18 protein-coding genes are annotated in these 26,975 nt (G+C 40.8%); 12 read left to right on the forward strand and 6 right to left on the reverse strand.

Features of this window, described 5'->3' with window-relative positions; genetic code table 11:
- Positions 1-5: 5 nt before the first annotated feature.
- Positions 6-1,073: a M20 family metallo-hydrolase gene (locus H8796_RS08070; protein ID WP_117932255.1), complete on the reverse strand. Its 1,068-nt coding sequence runs from the start codon at positions 1,071-1,073 to the stop codon at positions 6-8.
- 109 nt (positions 1,074-1,182) lie between these two features.
- On the opposite strand from H8796_RS08070, the gene H8796_RS08075 reads away from it, so the two are divergent.
- On the forward strand, positions 1,183-2,997 hold the full coding sequence (locus H8796_RS08075) for a long-chain fatty acid--CoA ligase (RefSeq protein WP_117932253.1): 1,815 nt from the start codon (positions 1,183-1,185) through the stop codon (positions 2,995-2,997).
- A gap of 187 nt (positions 2,998-3,184) precedes the next feature.
- On the opposite strand, the gene H8796_RS08080 is transcribed toward H8796_RS08075, so the two are convergent.
- Entirely contained in the window at positions 3,185-6,103 is a 2,919-nt protein-coding gene (locus H8796_RS08080) for a pitrilysin family protein (protein ID WP_187343957.1), read from the reverse strand.
- Positions 6,104-6,202: 99 nt separating this feature from the next.
- Between H8796_RS08080 and prfB the strand changes: the two genes are divergently transcribed.
- From prfB to H8796_RS08100, 5 genes are all read left to right on the forward strand, one after another.
- A protein-coding gene (gene prfB, locus H8796_RS08085; protein ID WP_143256892.1) for a peptide chain release factor 2 occupies positions 6,203-7,319 on the forward strand; the annotation gives its coding sequence in 2 pieces (ribosomal slippage) (positions 6,203-6,265 and positions 6,267-7,319; 1,116 coding nt in all).
- An 84-nt stretch (positions 7,320-7,403) separates the two neighbouring features.
- Positions 7,404-7,538, forward strand: a complete 135-nt coding sequence (locus tag H8796_RS25390) for a hypothetical protein (RefSeq protein ID WP_004299554.1) — start codon at positions 7,404-7,406, stop codon at positions 7,536-7,538.
- A gap of 235 nt (positions 7,539-7,773) precedes the next feature.
- On the forward strand, positions 7,774-8,826 hold the full coding sequence (locus H8796_RS08090; protein ID WP_032853241.1) for a porin: 1,053 nt from the start codon (positions 7,774-7,776) through the stop codon (positions 8,824-8,826).
- 119 nt (positions 8,827-8,945) lie between these two features.
- On the forward strand, positions 8,946-9,413 hold the full coding sequence (locus tag H8796_RS08095) for a CYTH domain-containing protein (RefSeq protein ID WP_117932516.1): 468 nt from the start codon (positions 8,946-8,948) through the stop codon (positions 9,411-9,413).
- 59 nt (positions 9,414-9,472) lie between these two features.
- Positions 9,473-10,765: a DUF4010 domain-containing protein gene (locus H8796_RS08100; RefSeq protein ID WP_032853303.1), complete on the forward strand. Its 1,293-nt coding sequence runs from the start codon at positions 9,473-9,475 to the stop codon at positions 10,763-10,765.
- Positions 10,766-10,921: 156 nt separating this feature from the next.
- Here H8796_RS08100 and H8796_RS08105 read toward each other — a convergent pair whose 3' ends face one another.
- Together H8796_RS08105 and H8796_RS08110 are read right to left on the reverse strand one after the other, a co-directional pair.
- Positions 10,922-12,073 (reverse strand): DNA/RNA non-specific endonuclease, encoded by a 1,152-nt coding sequence (locus H8796_RS08105; RefSeq protein ID WP_117932249.1) that lies wholly within the window; start codon positions 12,071-12,073, stop codon positions 10,922-10,924.
- Positions 12,070-13,095: an endonuclease gene (locus H8796_RS08110; protein WP_032853240.1), complete on the reverse strand. Its 1,026-nt coding sequence runs from the start codon at positions 13,093-13,095 to the stop codon at positions 12,070-12,072. The genes H8796_RS08105 and H8796_RS08110 overlap by 4 nt, the downstream gene beginning before the upstream one ends.
- 200 nt (positions 13,096-13,295) lie before the next feature.
- Between H8796_RS08110 and H8796_RS08115 the strand changes: the two genes are divergently transcribed.
- From H8796_RS08115 to H8796_RS08130, 4 genes are all read left to right on the forward strand, one after another.
- Positions 13,296-15,824 (forward strand): TonB-dependent receptor, encoded by a 2,529-nt coding sequence (locus H8796_RS08115; RefSeq protein WP_117932247.1) that lies wholly within the window; start codon positions 13,296-13,298, stop codon positions 15,822-15,824.
- A gap of 47 nt (positions 15,825-15,871) precedes the next feature.
- Complete coding sequence (locus tag H8796_RS08120) at positions 15,872-16,714, forward strand: DUF5689 domain-containing protein (RefSeq protein ID WP_117932514.1); 843 nt, start codon at positions 15,872-15,874, stop codon at positions 16,712-16,714.
- 20 nt (positions 16,715-16,734) lie between these two features.
- Positions 16,735-18,807: a DUF6359 domain-containing protein gene (locus H8796_RS08125; RefSeq protein WP_117932245.1), complete on the forward strand. Its 2,073-nt coding sequence runs from the start codon at positions 16,735-16,737 to the stop codon at positions 18,805-18,807.
- A 95-nt stretch (positions 18,808-18,902) separates the two neighbouring features.
- On the forward strand, positions 18,903-19,742 hold the full coding sequence (locus tag H8796_RS08130) for a DNA/RNA non-specific endonuclease (protein ID WP_233530337.1): 840 nt from the start codon (positions 18,903-18,905) through the stop codon (positions 19,740-19,742).
- Positions 19,743-19,785: 43 nt separating this feature from the next.
- On the opposite strand, the gene H8796_RS08135 is transcribed toward H8796_RS08130, so the two are convergent.
- Entirely contained in the window at positions 19,786-21,339 is a 1,554-nt protein-coding gene (locus H8796_RS08135) for an ATP-binding protein (protein ID WP_117932243.1), read from the reverse strand.
- A gap of 189 nt (positions 21,340-21,528) precedes the next feature.
- Here H8796_RS08135 and H8796_RS08140 point away from each other — a divergent pair, with 189 nt between their 5' ends.
- Entirely contained in the window at positions 21,529-23,094 is a 1,566-nt protein-coding gene (locus tag H8796_RS08140; RefSeq protein WP_117932241.1) for an ATP-binding protein, read from the forward strand.
- Between the two features lie 153 nt (positions 23,095-23,247).
- Here H8796_RS08140 and H8796_RS08145 read toward each other — a convergent pair whose 3' ends face one another.
- Entirely contained in the window at positions 23,248-25,359 is a 2,112-nt protein-coding gene (locus tag H8796_RS08145) for a BT4734/BF3469 family protein (protein ID WP_117932239.1), read from the reverse strand.
- Positions 25,360-26,448: 1,089 nt separating this feature from the next.
- Here H8796_RS08145 and H8796_RS08150 point away from each other — a divergent pair.
- The gene (locus H8796_RS08150; protein WP_117932237.1) at positions 26,449-26,925 is read left to right on the forward strand and encodes a hypothetical protein; all 477 of its coding nucleotides are present in this window, start codon (positions 26,449-26,451) and stop codon (positions 26,923-26,925) included.
- The last annotated feature ends 50 nt before the right edge of the window (positions 26,926-26,975 follow it).

A 26,975-nucleotide genomic window follows, 5' to 3' on the forward strand; every position in this document is an offset into this window, starting at 1 on the left:
TTTTATTAAATAAGAAGCCCATCCAATAATTCCAGATACAGCCCGATAGCTTCTTCTATCTCTTTCAGCATAATATATTCCTCTGCCGTGTGTGAACGGGACGAGCGTCCCGGACCTATTTTCACCGATGGAAAGGACATTAATGCCTGATCGGACAAGGTTGGAGAACCGAAAGGCACACGTCCCAGCTTCACAGCTTTTTGAACAAACGGATGTTTCTCGTCGATTCGTGAAGAGTTGAGGCGGAATGAACGAGCTTGAGCTTCGCAGGAAATATGTTTCTTGATTTCCGCAAACAGTTCTTCATTTGAGTAAAGCTCGTTGCTTCGAACATCGACAACGAACGTACATTTGTCGGGAACGACATTGTGCTGTGTACCGGCATTGATGACAGTGACACTCATCTTCACAGGTCCCAATAACGGTGATTCTTTCTCGAAACGATAATCACGGAACCAGGCAATGTCGTCCAATACCTTGTAAATAGCATTGTCTCCCTCGTTGCGTGCGGCGTGTCCCGCCTTACCTGTGGCAGTAACATCCAATACCATTAATCCCTTTTCGGCAATGGCAGGTTGCATCTCCGTCGGTTCGCCCACTATGGCAAATGAAACTGGAGGAAGTCCCGGCAATACGCTCTCAATTCCGTCTTTACCAGAAACTTCTTCTTCACAGGAAGCAAGATAAATCAGATTGTATTTTTGTGAAGTACGACATAGTTGCAGGAACACCTGTAATAGGGAAACAACACTGGCACCGGCGTCGTTACTTCCTAACCCATATAACTTACCGTTCTCTTCACGTGGAGTGAACGGATCTCTCCGCCAACCATTAACAGGTTTCACTGTGTCTATGTGGGAGTTAAATAAAATAGTAGGCTTTTTCAAATCAAACATAGGGCTAAAGCACCACACATTATTTCCTTTACGTCCGGTCTGCATACCTGCCATTTCAATATAATTTTGCAGGAAATCCGCAGCCTGGGTTTCTTCCCGGCTGATTGAAGGGATACTAATCAGCGATTTAAGTAGGCTTACAGCCTCTGTCGACATATACGGAATATCATATTTCATAGTGCAAATCTTTTATCTATATCTTAATCTTTGCACAAAGATAGTCGTTTTGAGCAATAGTTTCAAATAAAACTAATACCTTTGTACCATATTTACTAATACAAAGAGTATGACTTATCATCATTTATCTGTCCTGGTCCATCGTCAGGCCGAAAAATATGGCGACAAGGTAGCCTTAAAATACCGCGACTATGAGACAGCTCAATGGATTCCTATTTCATGGAAGCAGTTCTCCGGAACAGTACGGCAAGCAGCTAATGCTTTCGTGGCATTGGGAGTGGAAGAACAAGAGAATATCGGTATATTTTCACAGAATAAACCCGAATGGTTCTATGTAGACTTTGGTGCATTTGCCAATCGGGCGGTTACCATTCCGTTCTATGCAACCAGTTCACCTGCGCAGGCGCAATATATCATTAATGATGCGCAGATTCGTTTTCTTTTTGTCGGTGAGCAATACCAGTATGATGCCGCTTTCAGCATCTTTGGTTTCTGTTCTTCTTTGCAACAACTGATAATCTTTGACCGTTCGGTGGTAAAAGACCCTCGTGACGTATCGTCTATCTATTTTGATGAGTTTATGGCGACGGGAGAGGGATTGCCTCATAATGATACGGTAGAAGAACGTACGGAGCGGGCTTCTTATGATGACTTGGCAAATATTCTCTATACTTCCGGCACAACGGGGGAACCCAAAGGGGTTATGCTTCATCATTCCTGTTATCTGGAACAGTTTCATACACATGATGATCGTTTGACGACGATGTCGGATAAGGATGTATCGATGAACTTCCTTCCATTAACACATGTGTTTGAGAAAGCATGGTGTTATCTCTGTATTCATAAAGGAGTGCAGATTTGTATCAATCTCCGTCCGGCAGATATACAGACAACCATTAAGGAAATTCGCCCGACACTGATGTGCAGTGTTCCCCGTTTTTGGGAGAAGGTGTATGCAGGGGTGCAGGAAAAAATAAACGAAACAACAGGATTGAAGAAAGCACTGATGTTGGATGCTATCCGGGTAGGTAGAATCCATAATCTGGATTATCTGCGTCTGGGAAAGACTCCTCCGGTGATGAATCAACTGAAATATAAGTTTTACGAAAAGACTATCTATTCTCTGCTGAAAAAAACAATCGGTATTGAGAATGGTAACTTTTTCCCGACTGCCGGTGCTGCCGTTCCCGATGAAATCAATGAATTCGTTCATTCGGTAGGAATCAATATGGTGGTAGGATATGGACTGACGGAATCTACGGCTACTGTATCTTGTACGCTGCCGGTTGGTTATGACATCGGTTCGGTAGGCGTCGTATTGCCGGGACTTGAAGTGAAGATTGGCGAAGACAATGAAATCCTGCTTCGGGGTAAGACGATCACAAAAGGCTATTACAAAAAAGCAGAAGCCACAGCTGCTGCTATTGAACCGGATGGTTGGTTCCATACAGGTGATGCCGGTTACTTTAAAAATGGACAGCTTTTCCTGACGGAACGTATTAAAGATTTATTCAAAACATCAAACGGCAAATACGTCGCTCCGCAAGCTTTGGAAACGAAGTTGGTCATTGACCGTTATATCGACCAGATTGCCATTATCGCCGATCAACGTAAGTTTGTCTCGGCTCTGATTGTTCCTGTATATGGATTCGTGAAAGAGTATGCCAAAGAAAAGGGTATTGAATATAAGGATATGACGGAACTGTTGCAGCATCCGAAGATTGTAGGACTGTTCCGTGCGCGGATCGATACACTTCAGCAACAATTTGCGCACTATGAACAAATCAAACGTTTCACTTTACTGCCTGAACCATTCAGCATGGAACGTGGAGAATTGACAAATACACTGAAACTGAAACGGGCGGTGGTTGCCAAGAATTATAGTGAACAGATAGAGAAGATGTACGAAGAAAGTGAGAAATAGGCGATAGGCGGTTTATCGTTAAACATGAAACGATAAAGCGTAAATGATAAATCAGAAATAAAAAAGAGTGTATTGGAGCTCTTTTTAAAAGTATTACCCCTGTTACAGTTCAATCTGTAACAGGGGTAAACTTTGTGTTTAGGGGTGCTTTGACACCTGCTTATTATTTATGGCCGGATCATTTCTTTTAATATCCGAAGATCTGTTCCTGGGTCAATTCTTCAATAGGACCTACAGCTTTCAATTTATCTAGCTCCAAATCTTTCTTATCTCCCAGGATGCAATAAACATACGTACGTCCTTTTACCCATTGCTTTTGGAAATCGACAATATCTTTTAGCGACATATTCTGTATATCATTGTAGAGCTTGATACGCGGGTCTACGTTTTGCCCTAAATCTTGTGCATTGATATAACTCCAGATAATATCACCTTTGATGATACGTTCGGTGCGCAGACGGTTGGTTAATCCGTCTTTAGCCAGTTTGAAAGCAGCTTCGGATTCCGGCATGTTATTGATGATGTCATTAAATGTAGTGACGGCATCAATCATTTTGTCGTTTTGCGTGGCAATCTGTGTACGTAGCACATAGGGATACTTCAAGTAGCTTGGCGGCATTATGCTAGCCCAGGCGGAATAAGCTAATCCACGTGTTTCACGCATTTCCTGGAAGACGATAGAGTTCATGCCCCCTCCGAAGTATTCATCATATAATGCGCGGATAGGTTCAATGGCAGGATCATACTTCTTGTCGAGATTGGATATCTGTGCCATGTATATTTGCTTGGCGTCATAAGGAGCTACTAGAACCTTAGTGACGGGAGTTTCGAGATAAGAATACTCGTTTCCGGCAGGAATATCCTTCAGGGCTGCCGGAACCTGATGATATTGGTTGATGGTAGCCAGTAAATCTTTGCTGCTGCTTGGTCCGTAGTATAAAATACGGTGCTTGTAGCTGTTCTGATTGTGAATCCGGTCTACCAGTTCCTGTGGATTCATATTTGTCAGTTCCGCTTCTGTCAGTAGATTGGTGGCAGGGGATTTGGGACCGTACATGGCAAAGCTCATCAAACGGGAGAAGTTCTGTCCCTGATTCAGTTTGGCGTCCGAACGGGCTTTCAGTATATCGCCGATCATATTAGTATAGGCTTCCTTATTGACCTGCGCATCTGCCAGTAACTTTTCGAATAATTGTACGGCAGCAGGCATGTTCTCATTCAGTCCGGAAAGTACGACATACGTGCGTTCGTTACCCGGAGAAACATAGAAAGTACAAGCCAGGCGATAGAATTCACTTTTCAGTTCTTCCGGTGTCATGTCCGAAGTACCGAGATATTCGAGATAATCGAATGCTGTTCCCAAAGCTTTGTCATGGTTGTTTCCCATATCAAAGACATAAATCAATTGGAACAGGTCATTGGCTACATTCTGCTTGTAAAGAACCGGAATATCCGATTTTGCCTTTAATTGGCTCATATCCTTTTGATAGTCGAGGAACACAGGCTCAATCGGTTTAACTGCGCTTTCCTGTACCTCCACAAGGAACGGACTGGCTACATCACGATTGGTTATGATAGGAGTAATCTCCGGTTTCGTCATCTTCTTTTCGTTCGGGTCTTTTCCTTGCTTTTTGTAGATAACGGCATAATTATCTTCTTTCAGGTATTTGTTGGCGAACGCTACGATGTCTTCTTTGGTCAGTTTGGCCATGCGGTCGATGGCAGTAACTTCATTTTTCCAGTCTGTGCCGTTAATAAATGAGTTGACAAACATATCGGCACGTCCTTCGTTGCTTTCCATGTTTTGCAGTTCACCGAGCTTGAAATTGTTGATGTTCGCTTCCAGCATTTTCTCGTCGAACTCTCCGGCACGGAGCTTCTTGATTTCGCTGAGTAGCAAGTCTTTTACCTCTTCCAGTGTTTGTCCTTGTTTAGGAAGTCCTCCTAACAGCAATGCAGAGTAATCTGCCAGTCCCATCGGGTAACCGTAACTATTCAAGACCTTCTGTTGCTGGTTCAGATCAAGGTCGATAAGTCCTGCCTTTCCATTGTATAATACTTGCGAAACGACTTGCAGGATTTCAAAGTCTTTGTCGGATACACCGGGGAATCTCCAAGCCAGTGCAACGCTTTCGGCATCCGGACCTAACACCTCTTTTACAACTGGTTGCGTGATTGGCGCCTCTTTCGGCAAGTCCAGTTTCGGAAGTTCCGGATTGGGTTTCAATCCACCAAAATATTTATCGATTAATGCAATCGTTGCATCCGGGTCTAAATCGCCGGACATACAGATTGCCATATTATTAGGCACATACCATTGTTTATAGTAATTCTTGATATTTGTGATAGAAGGATTCTTCAGGTTTTCCTGCGTGCCTAACACTGTCTGCGTTCCATAAGGATGGTTGGGGAAAAGAGAAGAAAAAATAGCTTCCTGCACTTTGCTGTTGTCACGGGTGAGTGACATATTTTTCTCTTCATATACAGCTTCCAATTCAGTATGGAAACCACGAATCACATTGTTTTCAAAACGATCTGCCTGAATCTTCGCCCAGTTTTCTATCTGGTTGGAAGGAATGTCTTCCTGATAGACCGTCTGGTCATACCAGGTATAAGCATTGCTGCCGGTAGATCCGATGGCTGCCATTAATTTGTCATATTCATTAGGGATAGCATACTTGGAAGCTTCGTAAGAAAGGCTGTCGATGGTGTGGTAGATCGCCTTACGTTCCGCTTCATCCGTAGTCTTACGATAAATTTCGAACTGTTGTTCGATTGCATCCAGCAGAGGCTTTTCGGTCGCGTAGTCTTGTGTGCCAAACTTGTCGGTGCCTTTAAACATGAGATGTTCGAAATAATGGGCAAGTCCCGTCGTTTCTGCCGGGTCATTCTTCCCGCCCACTCTTACTGCGATAAATGTTTGTATGCGCGGAGTTTCCTTGTTTACGGTGAGGTAAACCTTTAGTCCGTTGTCCAGTGTGTAGATGCGGGCTTTTAGCGGGTCATTGGGCACTGTTTCGTAGCTATACTTCTTTTGTGAGCTACAGCTGCAAATCACTAATGCCAGGAAGAGTGACAAGCAAGAAAGTTTCAATCGTTTGTTCATAATATGACAACATTTTAATAACAAAAACAAAGGTAGCAGAATTTTGCTTATCTTTGTCCCCGATATCTGAAATTTGTAAATAATAAAATTGTAAATCAAATGATTACTATTGAACAACTTAAAGACGTGAAAGAGCGCACTGATGCGCTGAGGAGGTATCTTTGACATCGACGGGAAGAAAATTCAAGTCGAAGAAGAGCAATTAAGAACACAAGCTCCGGGATTCTGGGATGACCAGAAGAGAGCCGAAGCTCAAATGAAACTGGTGAAAGACCTGCAAAAGTGGATTGAGGGTTACAACGAACTCAAAACGCTGGCAGACGAACTCGAACTGGCATTTGATTTCTATAAAGAAGAACTGGTGACTGAGGAAGATGTAGATGCTGCTTATGCAAAAGCCAGTGAGGCGGTAGAGGCACTCGAACTCAAAAATATGCTTCGTGATGAAGCCGACCAGATGGATTGTGTGCTGAAAATCAATTCAGGTGCCGGTGGTACGGAAAGTCAGGACTGGGCTTCCATGCTGATGCGTATGTATTTGCGTTATGCCGAGACGAATGGTTATAAAGCTACCATTGCCAACCTTCAGGAAGGGGATGAAGCCGGAATCAAGACCTGTACTATCAATATCGAAGGTGACTTTGCTTATGGTTATTTGAAAGGAGAGAACGGTGTGCACCGTTTGGTTCGTGTTTCTCCCTACAATGCGCAGGGTAAACGTATGACCTCTTTTGCTTCTGTGTTTGTTACTCCGTTGGTAGATGACAGTATTGAAGTTAATATTTTGCCTGCCAATATCTCTTGGGATACGTTCCGAAGCGGTGGTGCCGGTGGACAGAATGTGAATAAGGTGGAGTCCGGTGTCCGTTTGCGTTATCAGTATAAAGACCCTTATACCGGTGAGGAAGAAGAAATCTTGATCGAGAATACCGAAACCCGTGACCAACCAAAGAACCGTGAGAATGCAATGCGTCAGTTACGTTCTATCTTATATGATAAGGAACTGCAGCACCGTATGGCAGAACAGGCGAAGGTGGAAGCTGGTAAGAAGAAAATCGAATGGGGTTCTCAAATCCGAAGCTACGTATTTGATGACCGTCGTGTGAAAGACCACCGTACCAACTATCAAACCTCGGATGTGAACGGCGTGATGGATGGCAAAATAGATGGTTTTATCAAAGCTTATTTGATGGAGTTTTCTTCACAAGAATCATAAAAAATAAAATTAGCAAGAGTTATTTTTGGAAAGTTAATAGATTTGTACTTACTTTGTTAGCGTTGAACTTTAAAGCTAACTATTATGGGTAAGGTGAAGAAAAAAGTAGCAATTAGTAAGAAAGAAGAAGAACAAGCCCAGAAGGTTGTCAAAATAGTGTTCGTCTCATTAATTATTTTGGCATTGATTATGCTGATCGCATTTTCCTTTTTCGGCTGATAAGTTCGCCACAAATTACACGGTTAACCCAGATTGTTTGGTTATTGATAGGATGAATATCAAATCCGATCTGTGTTAATCTGCATAATTTGTGGCGAACTCTTTGTTTTGTAATGCATTTGTGTTCTCTGTAATATAAATGTAACTTTTCTGTCATTTTCCCGTAGTTAATTTGTCATCTCCGTGTATCCTCACAGTTGTACTTTTGCCGTGAATTTAGTAGCAGACAACTGAAATGAGTAGAATCACAACAACCGTCGTTATGCTTTTGCTGGCGACAATGGCCTTTGGACAGGCAAAAGAAGATGCAGGGGATGGTAAGATGCTGGATAAGCAGACCATGGAGTTTAAGGATTATCTGCCGGAGATTCACGGAACAATCCGGGGAAAGTACGAATACCAGACAGAAACAAGTGAAAGCCGTTTTGAAGTACGTAATGCACGCTTCAGTGTTTCGGGAAATGTGCATCCGATAGTTGCTTATAAAGCGGAAATCGACCTTTCCGATGAAGGCTCTATCAAGATGCTCGATGCGTATGCACGTGTTTTTCCGGTGAAAGACCTGAATTTTACGATTGGTCAGATGCGCGTTCCTTTCACAATAGACGCTCACCGTTCACCACATCAACAGTATTTTGCAAATCGCTCATTCATAGCTAAACAAGTAGGAAATGTGCGTGACGTTGGTTTTACGGCTGGCTATACGAATAAAGGTGGCTTCCCTTTTATCCTTGAAGGAGGATTATTCAACGGCTCCGGTTTGACCAATCAAAAGGAATGGCACAAAACGCTGAATTATTCCATAAAAGCACAGCTATTACCTAATAAGAACTGGAATCTGACACTCAGCACCCAAATGATAAAACCGGAAAATGTGCGTATTAATATGTATGATGCCGGTATTTATTATCAGAATGATCGTTTTCATATTGAAGCGGAATATTTATATAAAATGTACGGGCATGAAACATTCAAAGATGTTCATGCAGTGAATAGCTTTATTAATTACGATTTGCCATTGAAAAAGGTATTCAATAAAATTTCTTTCCTGGCTCGCTATGATATGATGACCGACCATAGTGATGGCAAAATGGATGAAACGACAAAAGCCCTGATTATAAATGATTATGCTCGCCATCGTGTGACAGGTGGAATTACATTAAGTCTTTCCAAAGCCTTCATTGCCGACCTCCGGCTGAATTTCGAAAAATATTTCTATAAGAACTCCGGAATCCCTAAAGAATCGGAACGGGATAAAATCGTGATTGAATTCATGACGAGATTCTGATATAAATTGAGAATTGAAAATTGAGAATTAAAAAATGATAGTTTGATACCTCACACCGTGTATCAGAAAACTACAGCGTTTTGATTCTCAATTTTCAATTTTTAATTTATCTTTGTGTCATGGCACAAGAAATAGAACGTAAATTTTTGGTTACCGGTGAATTCAAATCTTTGGCTTTTGCGCAGAGTCGCATTGTACAAGGGTATATCAGTAGTGCTCGTGGGCGTACTGTTCGGGTTCGTATTCGGGATGATAAGGGGTATTTGACGATAAAGGGAGCCTCTAATGCTTCCGGTACGAGCCGTTATGAGTGGGAAAAGGAACTGCCTTTATCAGAAGCGGAAGAATTGATGAAACTTTGCGAACCGGGGATCATTGACAAGACCCGTTATTTGGTGCGCAGTGGCAAGCATATATTTGAAGTCGACGAATTTTATGGTGAGAATGAAGGTCTTATCGTGGCTGAAGTAGAGCTTGAGTCAGAAGATGAGGTCTTTGTGAAACCCGGTTTTATTGGTAAGGAGGTAACCGGAGATATACGCTATTATAACTCACAGCTAATGAAAAAACCGTATAAAACGTGGTGAACGTTAACAAATAAACCGTATATTTGTTCTTAGTATAAAAAAGAGAGCAGTGTATGGATATGGAACAGTTATACGGTTATGTGCCGCGTGAATTGGTTACTTTTGTTTTAGTTACTTTGTTTTCATTATTAATCGGACTTTCGCAGCGTCGAATCAGTCTGAAACGTGAGGGTGAGACTACTCTTTTCGGAACCGACCGCACTTTTACCTTTATCGGTATACTGGGTTATTTGCTTTATATACTCGACCCTACGGATATGCGTTTATTTATGGGAGGCGGAGCCGTGTTGGGATTGCTATTGGGATTAAACTATTATGTAAAGCAATCACAATTTCACGTCTTTGGCGTGACTACCATTATTATAGCTCTGATTACTTATTGTATGGCGCCTATCGTAGCTACCCAACCTTCCTGGTTTTATGTCATGGTGGTCGTGACAGTGCTTCTGCTGACCGAGCTCAAACATACTTTTACGGAATTTGCGCAACGAATGAAGAATGATGAAATGATTACGTTGGCAAAGTTCCTGGCTATCAGTGGTATTATCTTGCCGATGCTTCCACATAAGAATTTGATCCCGGATGTAAATCTCACTCCTTACTCTATCTGGCTGGCAACGGTGGTGGTATCCGGTATTTCTTATCTTTCTTATTTATTAAAGCGATATGTATTCCATGAATCCGGAACATTAGTCTCCGGTATTATCGGCGGATTGTATAGCAGTACGGCTACTATCTCGGTACTTGCCCGTAAAAGCCGGAAAGCCTCGGAGCAAGAAGCCACTGATTATGTTGCTGCCATGTTATTGGCTATCAGCATGATGTTTCTGCGCTTTATGATATTGATACTTATTTTCAGTAGAGAAATCTTCTTGTCTATTTATCCGTATCTGTTGACTATGGCAGTGGTGGCAGCTATTGTGGCCTGGTTTATTCATTCCCGTCAAAAGCGTTCCAACGACCAGCCTGTTGAAGAGGAAGAGGATGATAGCAGCAATCCGTTGGAATTTAAAGTTGCTTTGATTTTTGCCGTACTCTTTGTTATATTTACTTTCTTAACTCATTATACACTTGTTTATGCAGGTACAGGCGGATTGAATCTTCTTTCTTTTGTATCCGGTTTTAGTGATATCACTCCTTTCATATTAAACTTATTGCAAAATACGGGTAGTGTTGCTGCATTGATAATTACTGCTTGTAGTATGCAGGCTATCATCAGTAATATAATGGTAAACATGTTCTATGCTTTATTCTTTGCTGGGAAAGGAAGTAAACTTCGTCCTTGGATTCTGGGAGGATTCGGTGTAGTGATTGCTTGTAATCTCGTGTTGTTGCTGTTCTTCTATATTTAAAGAGGCTTTTAGGTATAAAACAACTGTTATTTGTATGGACGAGATAGATTCTTAGATTTATTTTAGAATAAAATGCTCATGTATATAATTCCATAAAAATATCCCTATCTATTTTTACTTGATATTAATAGATAGGGATATTTGTAGAAAGAGCCTTTACCAAGACCAGTCGCTCTCTTTGTAATTTGCTTCTACTGCTGTCTCGATCTCATCAGGTAGATTATGATAGAAATCAAGCCCGGTTATGGATTCTAACTCATCGATAGATTTTGCACATGCTTTAATATTTTTTGATTTGTCGCTTTTGTGCTCTATATAAAATCCAATAGCTTTGTACTGTCCATTCTTGTAAGATAAGATTGTACTGAAGTAATATTTAGGTATCTTGACACCATACGTACCTGTTTCCAGTATTGCATAATCTATGGATGTTCCTTTCACAATGTAAGTTGTATCTTGAGGATTTGACACCTTTGCCCACTCCTGTACTTTGTTCTCTATCGCATCCCAAGTACTTCCACCTTGGTTGAATCCGGTTATTAGTTGCGGACTGATATTAGAATAATAGAATGTCTGACTATTTGCCTCACGGCTATATAATCTGTCACTTGAAGCTACCATGTGTCCTCTATTATACGGTGAATAGTAGTCTTGTTTGTCAGTCCTGTATTGTGCCGGAATATTAGTATCTGGTTTATAATCGTCTTTACGATCCACATTCTTTTGAGAAGTCACATTGTCAAAAGTCAATGCTACCCAACGTACATGTTTTTTCGTACAATCGTATTCATAACTGTAAGTGACAGTCTTTTTTCCATTCTCTGTAGTTGTCCAGGTATGAAAAATGTTCATGCTTCCACCTTTCAGTTTAGGAATTTCGATTCTTCCTGCATACCCTGATGGATTAGGGTCCGGATCAGGATCTGGATCTGGATTTGAACCATTGCCTGCTAATTGTTTGAGTGTGAATTTGGCCTCCTCTTTTCCGGCTGTGATTGTAATAATGACACTTCGTTCAGCTCCGGTATTTGCTTTCATATATCCGCTGATTGAGCCGTTTCCATTGCCGGATGTTCTACTCAACGTGCACCAAGTCTCACTACTTGAAGCCTGCCATGTGCCGTCAGCTTTTACACGAATGATAAATCCGCCTCCGTTTCCATTGATTTGCGTTTGGTCTATAGAGGCGATTCCTTGATTCGTATTGCCCGGATTATCAGGGAGTTCGGGAGAATCCTGTTCACTACATGAGATTGCTGTGTTACAGGTTATGAACAGGATGAATAGTTTAAATAATGCTTTTGTCATTTCATTTCTTTGATTAAATAAATAATAGTAGGCAAGTGATCGCTATATCCGTTTAGCCATACACCACCTGCTTGTGTCCGTTTAGGATATCCTTTGTATTTCCCTTCTTTTTGGAACATAAAATCACGGCGGAAAATTTCATGTTTATAAAACTTCAGTGTGCTGCGGTCAGTACCTAGTAGATTTCCGGTAAATACGATTTGATCGAACAGATTCCATTTACCTTTGTACATCAGAGTTCCGTATCCTTTCTTCAAAGTATCCCACCACGGATTGTACAAGTCTGTAGGACCTACATCAGCAGGTTTCCGCTTAGCTCCAAGTGCTACAGCCATACTTTTATCCATCGGGTCATCGTTCATATCCCCCATGATAACAATTTTGGCTGCGGAGTCTTCCCTTAACAGTGAGTCTTTGATAGCTCTTACCTGTTCTCCTGCACGTTCACGTGCTGGAGAAGCCGCTGCTCTCGAAGGCCAGTGATTGACGATAAAGTGCATCTTCTCTCCTGCAATATTACCGCTGGCAATCAGGAAACCGCGCGTCTTATGTATCGTGTCATTGATATATACATAAGGTACGAGCTTGCTATTCGTCAGTTCAAATAGTTTGGGATTATAGAAAAAAGCACAGTCCACACCACGTTGGTCTTCTCCTTCGTAGTGAACATACTGGTAACCTCTGTCCGCTAAAGCAGGTTGTTTCAGTATGTCTTCCAATACTCTGTAATTTTCGATTTCAGAAACGCCGATAATGGCGGGACCCATTGGCAACTTGTCGGTACTTAACAGGCTTAATATTTCCGACATGTTTTTCAGCTTAGCCTTATACTTCATCGTATTCCACTGATTAGTACCGTTAGGAAGATACTCGTAGTCATTCTTACCTTCATCGTGAATGGTATCAAACAAATTCTCCATATTGTAGAACGCTACACTGTAGAGGGCAAATTTCTTTTCCTGTCCATAGGCCATGAGGACGAAAAGAGCGAGTACACCTAAAGTCATTAAGCTTTTTTTCATCTTTGAAATTGATTTTAAAAGTGGGTAATTTGTCATTTGTATGACAAATATCTAAAAAGAAAACGAAAAACCCACCCTTACGAGTTACTTTTTTTGTAAAAAACATTGTTATTTATAAAATTCTTTGTTATTTTGCGTAACAGCTTATTTCATTTGTATTGCAAAACGAAAGACCAATTAACATTAATATAAATTAAATTATGAAACAACGACTAGGGTTAGCGATCGTGCTATTTTGCTTAATGCCAGCACTTTTTGCTCAGCAAAAGGCAAAGCAAAACGCCCGTGAGGACAATGCTTCTTTCATGTTTACAGAATCACAATTGAATGAGGATGATGATGCAGCACAGAGCACATCTGCATTGGTCACTTCTAACAATGATGTTTATCTGTCAAATGTAGGTTATCTGTTTAGCCCAATGAGATTTCGTGTGAGGGGATATGATTCCCAGTATAGTGACATGTATATCAATGGGGTACAGTTTAATGATGCAGAAACAGGACGTTTCAGTTACGGATTAATAGGAGGATTAAACGATGCTACCCGTAATAAGGAGGGGATCGGTCCTTTTGAAATTAACAACTTTACTTTCGGAGCCATAGGGGGAGCTTCCAATATCAATTTACGTGCCAGCCAATATGCGGCCGGTTCAAAACTAACCTTATCAGGTAGTAACCGCAACTATATCTTGCGTGGAATGTATACTTATTCTACAGGTCTGATGAATAATGGATGGGCCTTTACCGGTTCATTGGGATATCGTTGGGGTAACGAGGGAAATATTGAAGGAATCAAGTACAACTCTTTTTCTTACTTTCTCGGTGCAGAGAAAGTATTCAATGATCGCCATAGTCTTTCTTTGGCAACTTGGGGAACACCTACAGAGAGAGGGCAGCAAATGGCGGCAACTGAAGAAGCCTATTATTTAGCAAACAGTCATTATTATAATCCGAACTGGGGATATCAGAATGGAGAAAAACGAAATGCGCGTATTGTACGCCAGTTCGAGCCATCAGCCATTGCTTCATGGAATTTCACCATTGATGATAATAAGAAACTGGTGACGAGTGCCGGATTCAAATATTCCAATTATGGCAAAAGTGCTTTAGGCTGGAATGGTAATGCAGCCGATCCGCGCCCGGATTATTATAAAAAGTTGCCTAGCTCTATCTTCGACGTGTGGGAATCCGTTCCTACTGCCGATGAACTGCAGCAGTTTAATGAGGTTACTGATAATTGGAAGAATAATAAAGCTTATCGTCAGTTGGATTGGGATGCTCTTTATTTTGCCAATAAACAAGCGAATGCATTAGGTAAAGAGACGCTTTATTATGTGGAAGAACGTCACGACGACCAGTTAGCTTTCAACTTGAGTTCTGTATTCAATCATCAATGGAATGAGCGCAATAGCTATGTTGCTGGAATTGCAGTGAATACAACCAAAGGTATGCATTATAAGAAAATGAAAGACTTGCTGGGTGGACAGCTTTATACGGATGTCGACAAGTTTGCAGTACGTGACCATGGCGCTAGTTCCAGCATGGTGCAGAATGACCTCGATAATCCTAACCGTCGTATTGGTGAAGGTGATAAATTTGGTTATGACTATAACATCTATGTGAATAAGCAGAGCGCATGGGTACGTTACCAGGGTAATAATGGTGGATCATTAAATTATTTTGCTTCCGGTAAAATCGGATCTACACAAATGTTCCGTGATGGATTGATGAGAAACGGACGTGCGCCATTGAAATCACTTGGTAGTAGCGGTACGGCGAAGTTCCTGGAAGGCGGTATAAAAGCTGGTCTGAATTGGGCTATCAATGGCAATCATTCCTTTACGTTGAATGCCGGATATGAAGAACGTGCACCGTTGGCTTACAACTCTTTCATCGCTCCGCGTATTAAGAACGACTTTGTGAGAGATTTGAAAACAGAGCGTATCATTGGTGGTGATTTGACTTACAACTTCAATACTCCTTGGGTGATGGGACGTTTGACGGGTTATTACACTCGTTTCCAGAATCAAGTAGAAATGGATGCTTTCTATAACGATAGCGAAGCACGTTTCACTTATCTTTCTATGAACGGTATTGAAAAGGAATATTGGGGAATAGAAGCTGCTGCTACCTTTAAATTGACAAGTGAGCTGTCATTAACAGCTATCGGTACTTGGAGCGAAGCTAAGTATACCAATAACCCGGATGCTGTATTGACGTATGAAAGTGAGAATGAGTCAAACCTCGACCGTGTTTATGCTAAAGGTATGCGTGCCAATGGCACTCCGCTTTCTGCTTATAGTCTTGCTTTGGATTATAACGTAAAAGGTTGGTTCTTCAATTTGACAGGAAATTATTATGATCGTGTATATATCGATTTCTCAAGCTATCGTCGTCTTGGCAGTGTATTGGATAAGAATGGTGCCGGTGTAGATGCTAACGGAAATCCGGTTCTTAATGTACCGGGTCAGGAGAAACTGGATGGCGGATTTATGTTGGATGCTTCTATTGGAAAATATATCCGTTTGCGCAATGGAAAGAGCATTAGTCTCAATTTAAGTTTGACTAATATCTTGAACAATACAGATTTGCGTACAGGTGGTTTCGAACAAAACCGTGATGATAATTACAAAGACGGTGACGCACGTGTTTACAAGTTTTCCAAGAATTCTAAGTATTTCTACGCATTCCCGTTCAATGCTTTCTTGAACATTGGTTATAGATTTTAAGAATGTGTAGTTATCAATCCAAAACAAAAAGAAAGGAAGAAACAATTATGAAGAAATTACTATCTATATTATGTACCGGATTGCTGCTATGTGGCGCAGGTCTCACTTCCTGTGAGAACTATGATGATCCGGTGACGGGAAATGCTTATGGCAATAATTCAATCCCGGAAGGACGTACGATTTCAATAGCGGCATTGAAAGAGAAATACAATGATTTCATCGATACAAGCAAAGACACTTATACGACTATCGAAGGTGAAACGCGTATTGAAGGGGTAATTACCTGCGATGATGAAAGTGGGAACTTGTATAAGAAGCTCGTGGTGGCAGATGAAACAGGAGCTATCGTTATTGGTGTTAATGCAACTGGATTGTATGCATTCTGCCCGGTAGGTCAGAAAGTAGTGATTGACTGTAAGGGTTTGCAGATAGGTAGCTATCGTAAACAGGCACAGATCGGAACTGTTTATAATAATTCTGTAGGACGTATGCCAGAGTATGTTTGGAAACAACACGTACGTTTGATAAACGAACCTAAGTTATACTATTCGGAATTGACACCGATTGAAATTACTACTCCTGCCGAACTTGCTGCTATAAACTTGAAAGAAGCTCCGGTATTGGTTACCTTCAAAAATGTGAAACTTACCGAAGCAGATGGAACTGCGACTTACGCTCCGGGTGATGAAGGATCGGTAAAACGTTATTTTACTTATGCCGATGGTACGGAGAGTGGAAGCAACTTATTCCTTTATACCAGCGCTTATGCTAATTTTTCAATGGAAGTGATGCCGCAGGGAAGTGTAAATATTACAGGTATTTTATTGCGTTACAATAACCAATGGGAGGTTGTTGTTCGTACTTTAAACGATATCAAACGAAATAATTAATTCAATTAACACATATAATTATGAAAAAGATTCTAAATGCTTTATTCTTGACGCTGCTTACAGTGTTCACATTTAGTTCATGTAGTGATGTACCGGCTCCTTATGATATATTGGGAGAAGGTGATGTTCCGGGGCTGACGGGTGATGGTACGAAAGAGAATCCATATAATATAGAAGCCGCACAACAGAAACAAGACGGCTCCATAGCTTGGGTGCAAGGATATATTGTGGGTGCTATAGAAAATGTATATGATGATAAAGGGGAATTTGCAGGCAATAAGGCTAGCTTTACAGCTCCTTTTAATATAACATCTAATGTACTGATTGCTGAAAGTCCAGATGAAACTAATGAAAGTAAATGCTTACCGGTTAAAATAAAAAATGGTAGTGATCTAGCCAATGCTTTAAATTTGAAAGACCATCCTGAAAATAAGGGAGGAGTCTTATTGATTCAAGGTGAGTTGAGTGCTGGTTTCGGTAAGGCAGCATTGATTAATACGACAGCTGCAGTATTTAATAATAAGGAGATCGGTGAAGAACAAGGTGGAGAAGATTTAGATCCTGATAATCCTTTGGGATTGGATATTTCTGTTGCTCCATTAGCAGATTTGTCCAATGATTTTAACGATGTTCAACATCAAGCAGATTATTCAAAAGTTGGTTGGATTAATAAGGCTGTTAAAGGAAATAGAATTTGGCAAGGTGCTATTTATGATCCTCAAAAATATTTGGCAGCTTCAACTTATGGGGTAAATAGTGGTGAGACGGCAGAGTATTGGTTTGTGACTCCTTATTTTACAGTTAGTGCAGATAAGCAATTTACTTTTAAAGCTACTGTAAATAAGTATTCTGAAACGATGTCTCTGAAGGTATTCTTCTTACAACTGAAGGATGGTAAAATGGAACGACATGAGATATCTGTTAATGGTATTCCTACTACTGGTACATATCAATGGACTAGCGATTTAAAGGTGGATTTAAGTACTTATGCTGGGCAGAATGGCTTTGTTGGTTTTCAGTATGTGGCAACACGAGGTGAAGAGGTACAGACTTATGGAATTGATGATATTTTGTATGGTGAAGGAGGCGGAGAAGTTCCTGGACCGGGAGAAGGTACCGAACTATTAACTAATGGAGGGTTTGAGAGCTGGGCGGATGGATATCCGACAGGTTGGAAGTCTGCATCTACAGCAAGTAATGCGACTCTTGAACAGTCTGTAGATAAGCGTAGTGGCACATATTCTGTTTTGGTAAAAGGAGCGTCAAGCAATAAGCGGCTTGGTAGTACGGAAATGACTTTGAAAGCTGGTACTTATGTGTTCTCTGCTTATTTAAAAGCTGCTACAACTGATAAAGCTAGTGCTTGTTTAGGCTATGCTCCAGTTGATGAGACAGGCAAAGTAGGAACTTATGTTTATGATGATTATGTAAATAATATAACAAATGAAGATTGGGTTACGAAAAGTTTTACTTTTACTTTGGATGCAGAACAAACGATATGTTTGGTTGTTATGAACCCCAAAAGTTCAGGAAAAGATTTGTTAATAGATGATGCTAGCTTAATGACAAAAGATGGAGGTCTTGTAGGTGGAATAGAGGAACCAGAGCCAAGTTCAGAAGAACTATTCATTTCAGAATATGTGGAAGGTTCATCAAATAATAAATATATAGAAATATATAATCCTGCAGGACAAACTGTCGATTTATCCGGGTACCGTTTGGACATTGCAGCCAATGGGAAAGAGTGGTCTTATGGAGATGCAAAGTATGACAATAGCATGGACTTATCAGGAAAGACATTAGCACCACATGCTACTTTGGTGTTTAAACATAAACAGGCTACGTTATATATGGGAGAGGCTCTTGAAGCCAACTTTGTAAATTTTAATGGTGACGATGCTATAGGTTTATTTAAGAATGGATCGTTGATCGATATTGTTGGGGAGAAAGGAAGTACTAATAAATATGGAGAAAATAAGACTTTGCGTAGAAAGCCCTCTGTAAAGACTCCTAATCCCGTCTTTACTCTTGATGAGTGGGAGGAGTTGGAGGTTGACGAGATTTCAGGTTTAGGTTCTCATATAATGGAATAATTACAATGTGAGTAATAAAAGGAAGTCTGTAAAACAGACTTCCTTTTTGTGCTTTTTAATATAGATCCGACTGTATTATGATAAACCATAGATTTATGCATCTGCTGAATATCATATTATGTGTTTCAGTATGTGCTTCTTGCGGTAATGATGATGAGCGACATGATTCCAATAATTTTGCCACCGGTATCGTAGAACTCCCTGCACTTCGCAATGGTGCAAACGATGTGTTTGTAACACACTACACCACATTTAATGGGCAGAAAGTAACCTCTTTCAGTATGGAATACGATAAGAGTAAGAAACATTCCCGTTGGATTGCCTTTCGGTTTGACAATCAATCAAAGCAACAAAATGTGTCACGTAGCGATGAGCCTTTTGATGCTGATCCTGCTATCGGTTCACAATACCAGCGTGTGCAAGCTGATTTTGGAAAACAAGGTTATGATAGAGGGCATCTTTGTGCTTCTGCCGACAGACTTTATTCACGTGAGGTGAATGAACAGACCTTCTATTACACGAATATGAGTCCTCAACGGAATAAATTTAATACAGGTATATGGTTGACTTTGGAGGGACAGGTGCAATCATGGGGACGTAGCTGTACATCTTCAGATACTTTATATGTGGTAAAAGGAGGAACGATTGATAAGGAAGATCAGATCAGAGGATATATCAGTAACGACCTTAGCAAACCCATTCCTAAATATTATTATATGGCTTTGCTGTTTAAAAAAGGAGATTCATTCAAAGCGATCGCTTTTTGGATGGAGCATACCGACACTCCGAAATCAACAAAGTTAGTTGACTATGCATTGTCAATAGACGAACTGGAAGAAAAAACAGGAATCGATTTCTTTCCGAGTCTAAATGATAATCTGGAAAATGCACTTGAAGCTACATATTCAACAAAAGCGTGGCCGGGATTGGAATAGATCCTCCATTAATAATAACAGTTTTCTCAAGGCGGGGTATACTTCAGGATTCTACCACCCATTTTTCGATATTACGGGTTTTCTCACTGAAGTTAATCCCTATCTTGAATAGTTTCCGCCTATCCGCTTCGAAAGGCAGCGCATAGCATTTGTCGTTAATCTGCTGCAAAGCCTCTTCTGCTGTTCCGTTTAGCTTGAATTCCATAATATAAATGAATTTGTCTGTCTGCAGAACGAGATCTATGCGCCCGTTATTGGTGTGGTATTCCACCTTGGTGTAGAAACCAACCAATTTGAAAACAATGAAAAGCACGTTCTCATAATGTAATTCCTGATCTCGGATAACTTCGTAAGTCGTGTCGGCGAAGAAACTCTGAAGGCGGCGGAAGAAAGAATCATAATCACCCGTTTCTATTTCATGGACAAACTTTTGAATCTCAAACGGGGATTCTGTCTTATTCACATTCGCATAAAAAGGAAGCAGAAAACGAATAAAGCCTTCTTCTACTTCACGATTGGGGAAACCTAAACGATATATGCCAAAACGTTCATCATACCCTTTTATAGTGAGATATCCGCTTTGGTAAATCACTGGGATCGGGTTGGTTGATTCGGAGTCGATGCTGTTCAATACTTGCGCATCGGTTTCTTCGTGTGCCATCCGTTCCAGATCATAATGATGCTTTTTCAGTAATTTCACCAGATAGGTAGGTGTACCCGTCTCAAACCAATAACTACCGAATTCTTTATATTTGAAAGCATTAAGCAGACTAAACGGATTATATATGCCGATAGAATTATGTGTAAAATGATAGCCGTCATAATATTCTTTTAGTTTTGTACAGAGCTTGTCATACGACAAACCTTGCGTCTCTGCAAACTCATGAAGTTCGACATCTAAGTTCTCATGGAGCTCCTGATCGCTGACACCACAGATTTCAACATAATCTTTTCTCATCGATATGTCATCCAAATTATTCAAGTCGCTAAACACACTGACTTTGCCGAATTTGGTAACACCGGTCAAGAATGCAAACTTAATATAGCCATCCATTGTTTTGAGCGCCCCGTAGAAAGGTTTTAAGGTATCCCGGAATTGCTTTTGCAATTCTTCATTTCCGATGGCTTGTAACATGGGCTTGTCATATTCATCTACCAAAATAACTACACGCTGCCCTGCCTGTTTGCAGGCGCGTTCTATGATGCCGGCAAAACGCAGGGAAAATGAGCGCTCGGATGGCTCGGCACCATAGAGCTTTTCCCACGCAGTCAACGATTTTTCGAGTATATTATCCAGACTTTCCGGTACATCATATTTTTCGATATTAAGGTCCAGATGTAATATCGGATATTTAATCCAGTCTTTTTCCAGCTTTTCTACAGCCAGCCCTGCAAACAGTTCTTTTTTTCCTTGAAAATAGGCTTCCATAGTAGAGATGAGCAGGCTTTTCCCGAAGCGGCGTGGGCGGCTTAAGAAATAGTAACTACCGGTTTTTATCATTTGATACATTAATGCCGTTTTATCAATATAGAAATAACCGTCATTACGAATCTTTTCGAAATTCTGTATGCCAATGGGATAAATTTTAGTGCTCATATACTCCGGTTTTATAAATCAATTACACAAAGGTAATAAATTTCCGGGTACTTCATCGCTTTTAAAAAGAGGAAAGTATAAGTATGATTGCTTTTAACTGAATGAAGTGTAGAAAACAGTACGTACTGTTTGAAGTCTATATTTTAATGCCTATATTTGTCTACATTTCATTTATATAGGATAGACATTATGGATACTACTTTCAGAATATACCCGATAGGGATACAGAATTTTGAAGACTTACGCAATAATAACAACGTCTATGTGGATAAGACGGAGTTGATTTATCGTTTGGCTAATACCAATAAGGTTTATTTTTTGAGTCGTCCCCGTCGTTTCGGAAAAAGTTTGCTGGTATCCACTCTTGATGCTTATTTTCGGGGGAAGAAGGAGTTGTTTCAAGGTTTGGCAATGGAGTGTTTGGAGAAAGAGTGGAATGTCTATCCGGTGTTGCATCTTGATTTCAGCATGACGAAGTATACGGCACTTTCTGACCTTGTGGGGCAGTTGAACTTGAATCTGTATGATTGGGAAAAACTCTATGGGAAGGAAGAAGTGGAAGATACACCGGCAGAACGTTTCCGGGGAGTGATTCGTCGTGCTTATGAACGGACGGGCAAACCGGTAGTAGTACTTATTGACGAATACGATGCTCCCTTATTAGACAGTAACCATGTGCCGGAACTACAAAATGAACTTCGTGAAGAAATGCGGAAATTCTTCAGTCCCTTGAAAGCGCAAGGAGAATATCTTCGGTTTCTTTTCCTGACAGGTATCAGTAAGTTCAGTCAAATGAGTATTTTCAGTGAATTGAATAATTTGCAGAATATCAGTATGAGAGACGACTATAGTGCTATCTGTGGTATAACCGAACGGGAATTGCGTACACAATTGAAGACTGATATTGAAATGATGGCGCAGGCTAATAATGAAACCTACGAGGAGGCTTGTACGCATCTAAAACAACAATATGACGGATATCATTTTAGTAAAAACTGTGAAGATATTTACAATCCATTCAGTTTGTTCAATGCATTTGCTCAAAAGAATTATGCCAATTTCTGGTTTTCTACCGGGACGCCTACTTTCCTGATAAATATATTGCAGCAGAGTAATTTCGACATTCGCGAATTGGATGGTGCTATGGCTACTGCAGAGCAGTTTGATGCACCAACAAGTGGTATTACCGATCCTCTTCCTGTACTTTATCAGAGTGGCTATCTTACCATCAAGGGATATGATCCGGAGTTTCAACTCTACACACTGGCTTATCCTAACAAAGAAGTGCGGAAAGGATTCATAGAATCTCTTATGCCCGCTTATGTACATTTACCTGCTCGTGAAAATACCTTCTATGTTGTCTCTTTTATCAAGGATTTGCGTGCCGGAAAACTGACCGAATGTCTGGAACGAATCAGGTCTTTCTTTGCTTCGATTCCCAATGATTTGGAAAATAAGCAGGAAAAACATTATCAGACAATCTTCTATTTGCTGTTCCGTTTGATGGGGCAGTATGTAGATGCAGAGGTAAAGAGCGCAATCGGACGGGCGGACGTAGTAGTAAAGATGCAAGATACCATTTATGTCTTTGAATTTAAGGTAGATGGAACTCCGGAGGAAGCTTTGGAACAGATAAACAATAAAGGATATGCTATTCCTTATCAGCCCGATCATCGGAAAGTGGTAAAAATAGGAGTTAACTTCGATACTGCGACAAGAAGCATTGGTGATTGGAAAATCGTAGAGGAAGTATAATTCTTTCTCTCCCTGTTGATTTCGTCAATTCCTCTTTCAACCTATCACCATCGTTCTGAAACTCTTTATTTATCGTGTTTACAGAGCGGTGATAGGTCATTCTTAACCTATCACCGTATCTTTCACCTATCACCTGAACGGAGAGATGCATATTTATGCTCTTTTCGGCTTGATTCGAACCACTTTATAAACATTCCCACGTTTGGTGTGTATAGAAGGCACTTGATTCTTTTGCAATATTCTCCCGAATTGAATAATATTGCAATCAGATATATGAATTTTACTGTCGTGCTGCACCTGTTCCAGTATCTCAATAGCAAGAAGTAACTCATATTCTTCCTCCTCTTCTTTAGCAGCCCGGAAAAATTGGTGGAATAACTGCTCTGCAATAGGGATCACTTGAAATTCCTGATTGGCTTCGGTCATCACCTTTTCATCTTCAGTGTCGAACCAGTAACGTTCTCCCCTGTAAATGTCGTGCATTGCTTGTGCATAAAGTTGTTCGTAATCAATCGGAGAACAGTCAATCGGACCGGTCACATTGATAACAATGTAGCGTCGACTTCCGGAAGTGTCAGTCAGTAAATCCTTGTGATTGCTTGTTCCTATAAATGATGCGTAACGGCGCATCTCTTGTGTGGCTGTGCCATGAGGACGACGGATATTAACCACAGGTTTTTGCAGGATATGCTTCAGAAAAGCCTGTTGACTCACTCTGTTTTGATCGAACTCGTCCATGTTAATGAGCGCGAAACGATTTAGAGCCAGCTCGGCATCCCTTTTGTTACTGAAATCAATGCGGTCGGTATAGTATATCTGTAATTCCGGTGGCAACAAACTTCGGCAGAAAGTCGATTTTCGATAGGCTTGCGGCCCGACTAATAACGGTACTGTACAATTGGCATACTTGCGATCGGTGTGACGCCAGTGTTCCACCATATTTAGAAACCAACGGTAAAATAAATCCGGCCAGTGAATGTTGTTGCAAGGAACACGGGAAGCCAGTTCACGAATCCGGTCGCGTCCGTCCCAACGGACATCTACTCCGAAAAGAAAATCCTCAATAGGGTTGAATATCGGGATGCGGTCGGAATCGAGGTAACGGATCACGTCCCGATCCCATAAGTTGAGGCCTTCCAGGCGTGCGTTCATGGCAATACTGTTGCGTATACGGTTGGTGATGGGGCGGAAACAAAAACAAAAGGTGTTCCGTTCGCGATATTCCGTAACAGTCGTCATTGTGTTGTAACGAAATTCGTACCGGCGTTGCATAAACTCTTCTGTTCGGAATTCCAATTCCTGCTCTGTCGATAAAGGTGATTTTTGTCCGAATCCTTTTGCTCTTGTGTATACGTTTTGTATGGTTTGCCGGATAAGAAATTCTTTCTTCTTGGTATAGAAATGAGCGATTGCCCAACGGGCTGTTTCTTCTTCCGGTATGCCTGCCTGAAAACAGTTTTCCGCCAGGTGAACCAATAATGGCTTGAGATCTTCGTCGGAATGTAGGTGTATGTTGGGGTGAAGTTCGCTTAATGAATGGTAAGCCTTGTTCAGGGCTGCTTCGAAGAGTGCGGACAAAGTTTCAAAGCTGTCATAACCGGGAATCAGTCGTTTGAAAGGAGATGTTTCTGCCTGTACGGATTCTTTGTAGGTTGTGTCCGATGGCATTTCCAGTGGCTGACGCATATAAATGACGGTGGAATCGGGATTATAGTAAAGTTCCGGATCACACGTTTGCCGGCAGAATTGCTCCAATGTCGGATTTTTGAGTTCGATGGAGTAGGAGAGTGCCGGTTGATAAAGGCTGACGGCTTTTCTGTAGGCGTGAGCTTGGAATATTTCTGCTTCTTCCCGGTCTTTGGGGAGTGATTTGTCCGGGCGGGTGAAGCGTAGCCATATTTTTACGGAATGACCGCTGGAACCCATAAAAGCGGCAAAAGTCTGTGTAAGTTCGGCTGCTTCTTGTTTGATACGATTTACTTCCGTCCGGTTTGCCAGATGATTCACTTCTATTTGTATAATGCCGTTATATCCGGTCATTTGTGTGCCATTTGTTGTTTTGCGGAAGTTAGCCGCAGGGATGACTTTGGGTAGTTTTTGAGCTGCTTCCAGTTTACTGTCCGGTGAGGCATAACGTATGCTTGTCCGTAGATTACTTATCGGGCGGGCTTTTGTTTCATGCTTCATCGCTTCTATTTGTAGGTTTATGTCCAACGTCCGCATGGTTGATGTTCCGTCGTTGTCCCGCATCAAAGTAAGTTTCATGTTAAAAGTGATTATTGTTTATGCTTTTTATTAAAGGCTCATAAAGGTAGGCTTTATTATCCGGTCTGCCAAGCTATATCGTACTTATTTATTGTTTATTTTATGGGGGATTCTGTTCTTTTATGTGGTCACAAAATTCTATTGTGGAAAGAGTTAATCGCATTAATATACTAAAAGGAAGAATGCCACATTACGGGATAAAAAATGTTTCATGCCTCAAAACACTTGGTTTCAAGGCGGGAAACTCTTGTTCCCCCGCCTTGAAACTTTAGTTCCACCATGGGGAAACTTTGGTTTCATCGGTAGGAAACTAAAGTTCCCTAGCCTTTGAAACTAAAGTTTCGTACCGGGAAAATAAGTGTTTCAAGCCTTGGAAATAAGAGTATCGTATGCTGAAACAAGAATTACCCCTTATTAAAACGACTGTTTGCTATCTGCTTTTTCAAAAAAATAGGCGGTGATAGGTGATAGATGAGGTGATAGGTTAATAACAACCTGTCACCATGCTGAAAGTATTATAAATAGGGAGTTTTAGGAAGTCGGTGATAGGTTGAAAGAGGATTTTCATTTTTATGTATGAGAGAGCTTGATGGATATACATAACTTCCAGCATTTATTTCTAAATTTCCACCACATTAAAAAAAATATGTATATCTTTGCCATGTGCTTTCTGCTCATCAGCGTGATGAAATTAGCGGGAAGCAGTATATATTACTAAATTGAGTATATGTGTATTATCTCTCACCTCTAAAAATAGCAAGTTTAAGTAAAGAGAGATGATTCGACAGATACTCCACGTGAACGGCTGTATATCAACATATCCGTAAAAGATGTGTTATATATAAACGATTGACGTGGGTGTCTGTTGTTATCATTGTCTTTTACGAGGGTATTGCTAGCCTTAGAGGTAGATAATGGTGCAACAGCATTCACGTCTTTCTTGTGTCCGGTCGGTTATGATTACCCCAAAAAGTCTAACCTAAACAATTCCCCGTCCGCCCGAAATACAGAAAACGTGAATGCCCGTTGCTCCACATAAACAAAATAATATTCAATCTTTATTGTGGAACACATTAAAACAAGAGCATTATGTCGAAATGGATTAGCGTAGAAGAAGCGGCGGTCAAGTATGGAATTAACAAAGAAGTTATCTGGCTTTGGGCGGAGATGAAAAGATTTCCTATGTCGTATGAAGAAGGGATCACTGTTGTGGATGAAGAAAGTGTTGAAGGATTCCTGTTTCAGAATAAAGACCGAATTACAGCCGAGTATATCGATACATTGGAAGAACTGTGTATTGAAAAGGCAAATATCTGTAATTTATATGCTGAAATTATCGGTTGTCAGGATAAAGAACTCTTGTGTCAAAGGGAACAAATTGCCCGGATAAGCGAGATATTATCGGCCATGGAAAGGCAAGACGTCCGGCTCCGGGATTGTAAGAAAGTACTCACGAAATATGAACAAGAATTCGATGGCTGCTGGATTGGAAGAGTCTGCGCTAACTTGAGGCGTCTGAAACGACCGATACAACGGTATATATCATCTTTATTTCATTTCAAATAAAGAAGATTTGTTACCCTTAAACGGGAATGTTTAAATATACTAGAAATATA

The sequence above is a fragment of the Bacteroides sp. M10 genome, from assembly GCF_014334015.1.
GTDB lineage: Bacteria > Bacteroidota > Bacteroidia > Bacteroidales > Bacteroidaceae > Bacteroides > Bacteroides intestinigallinarum.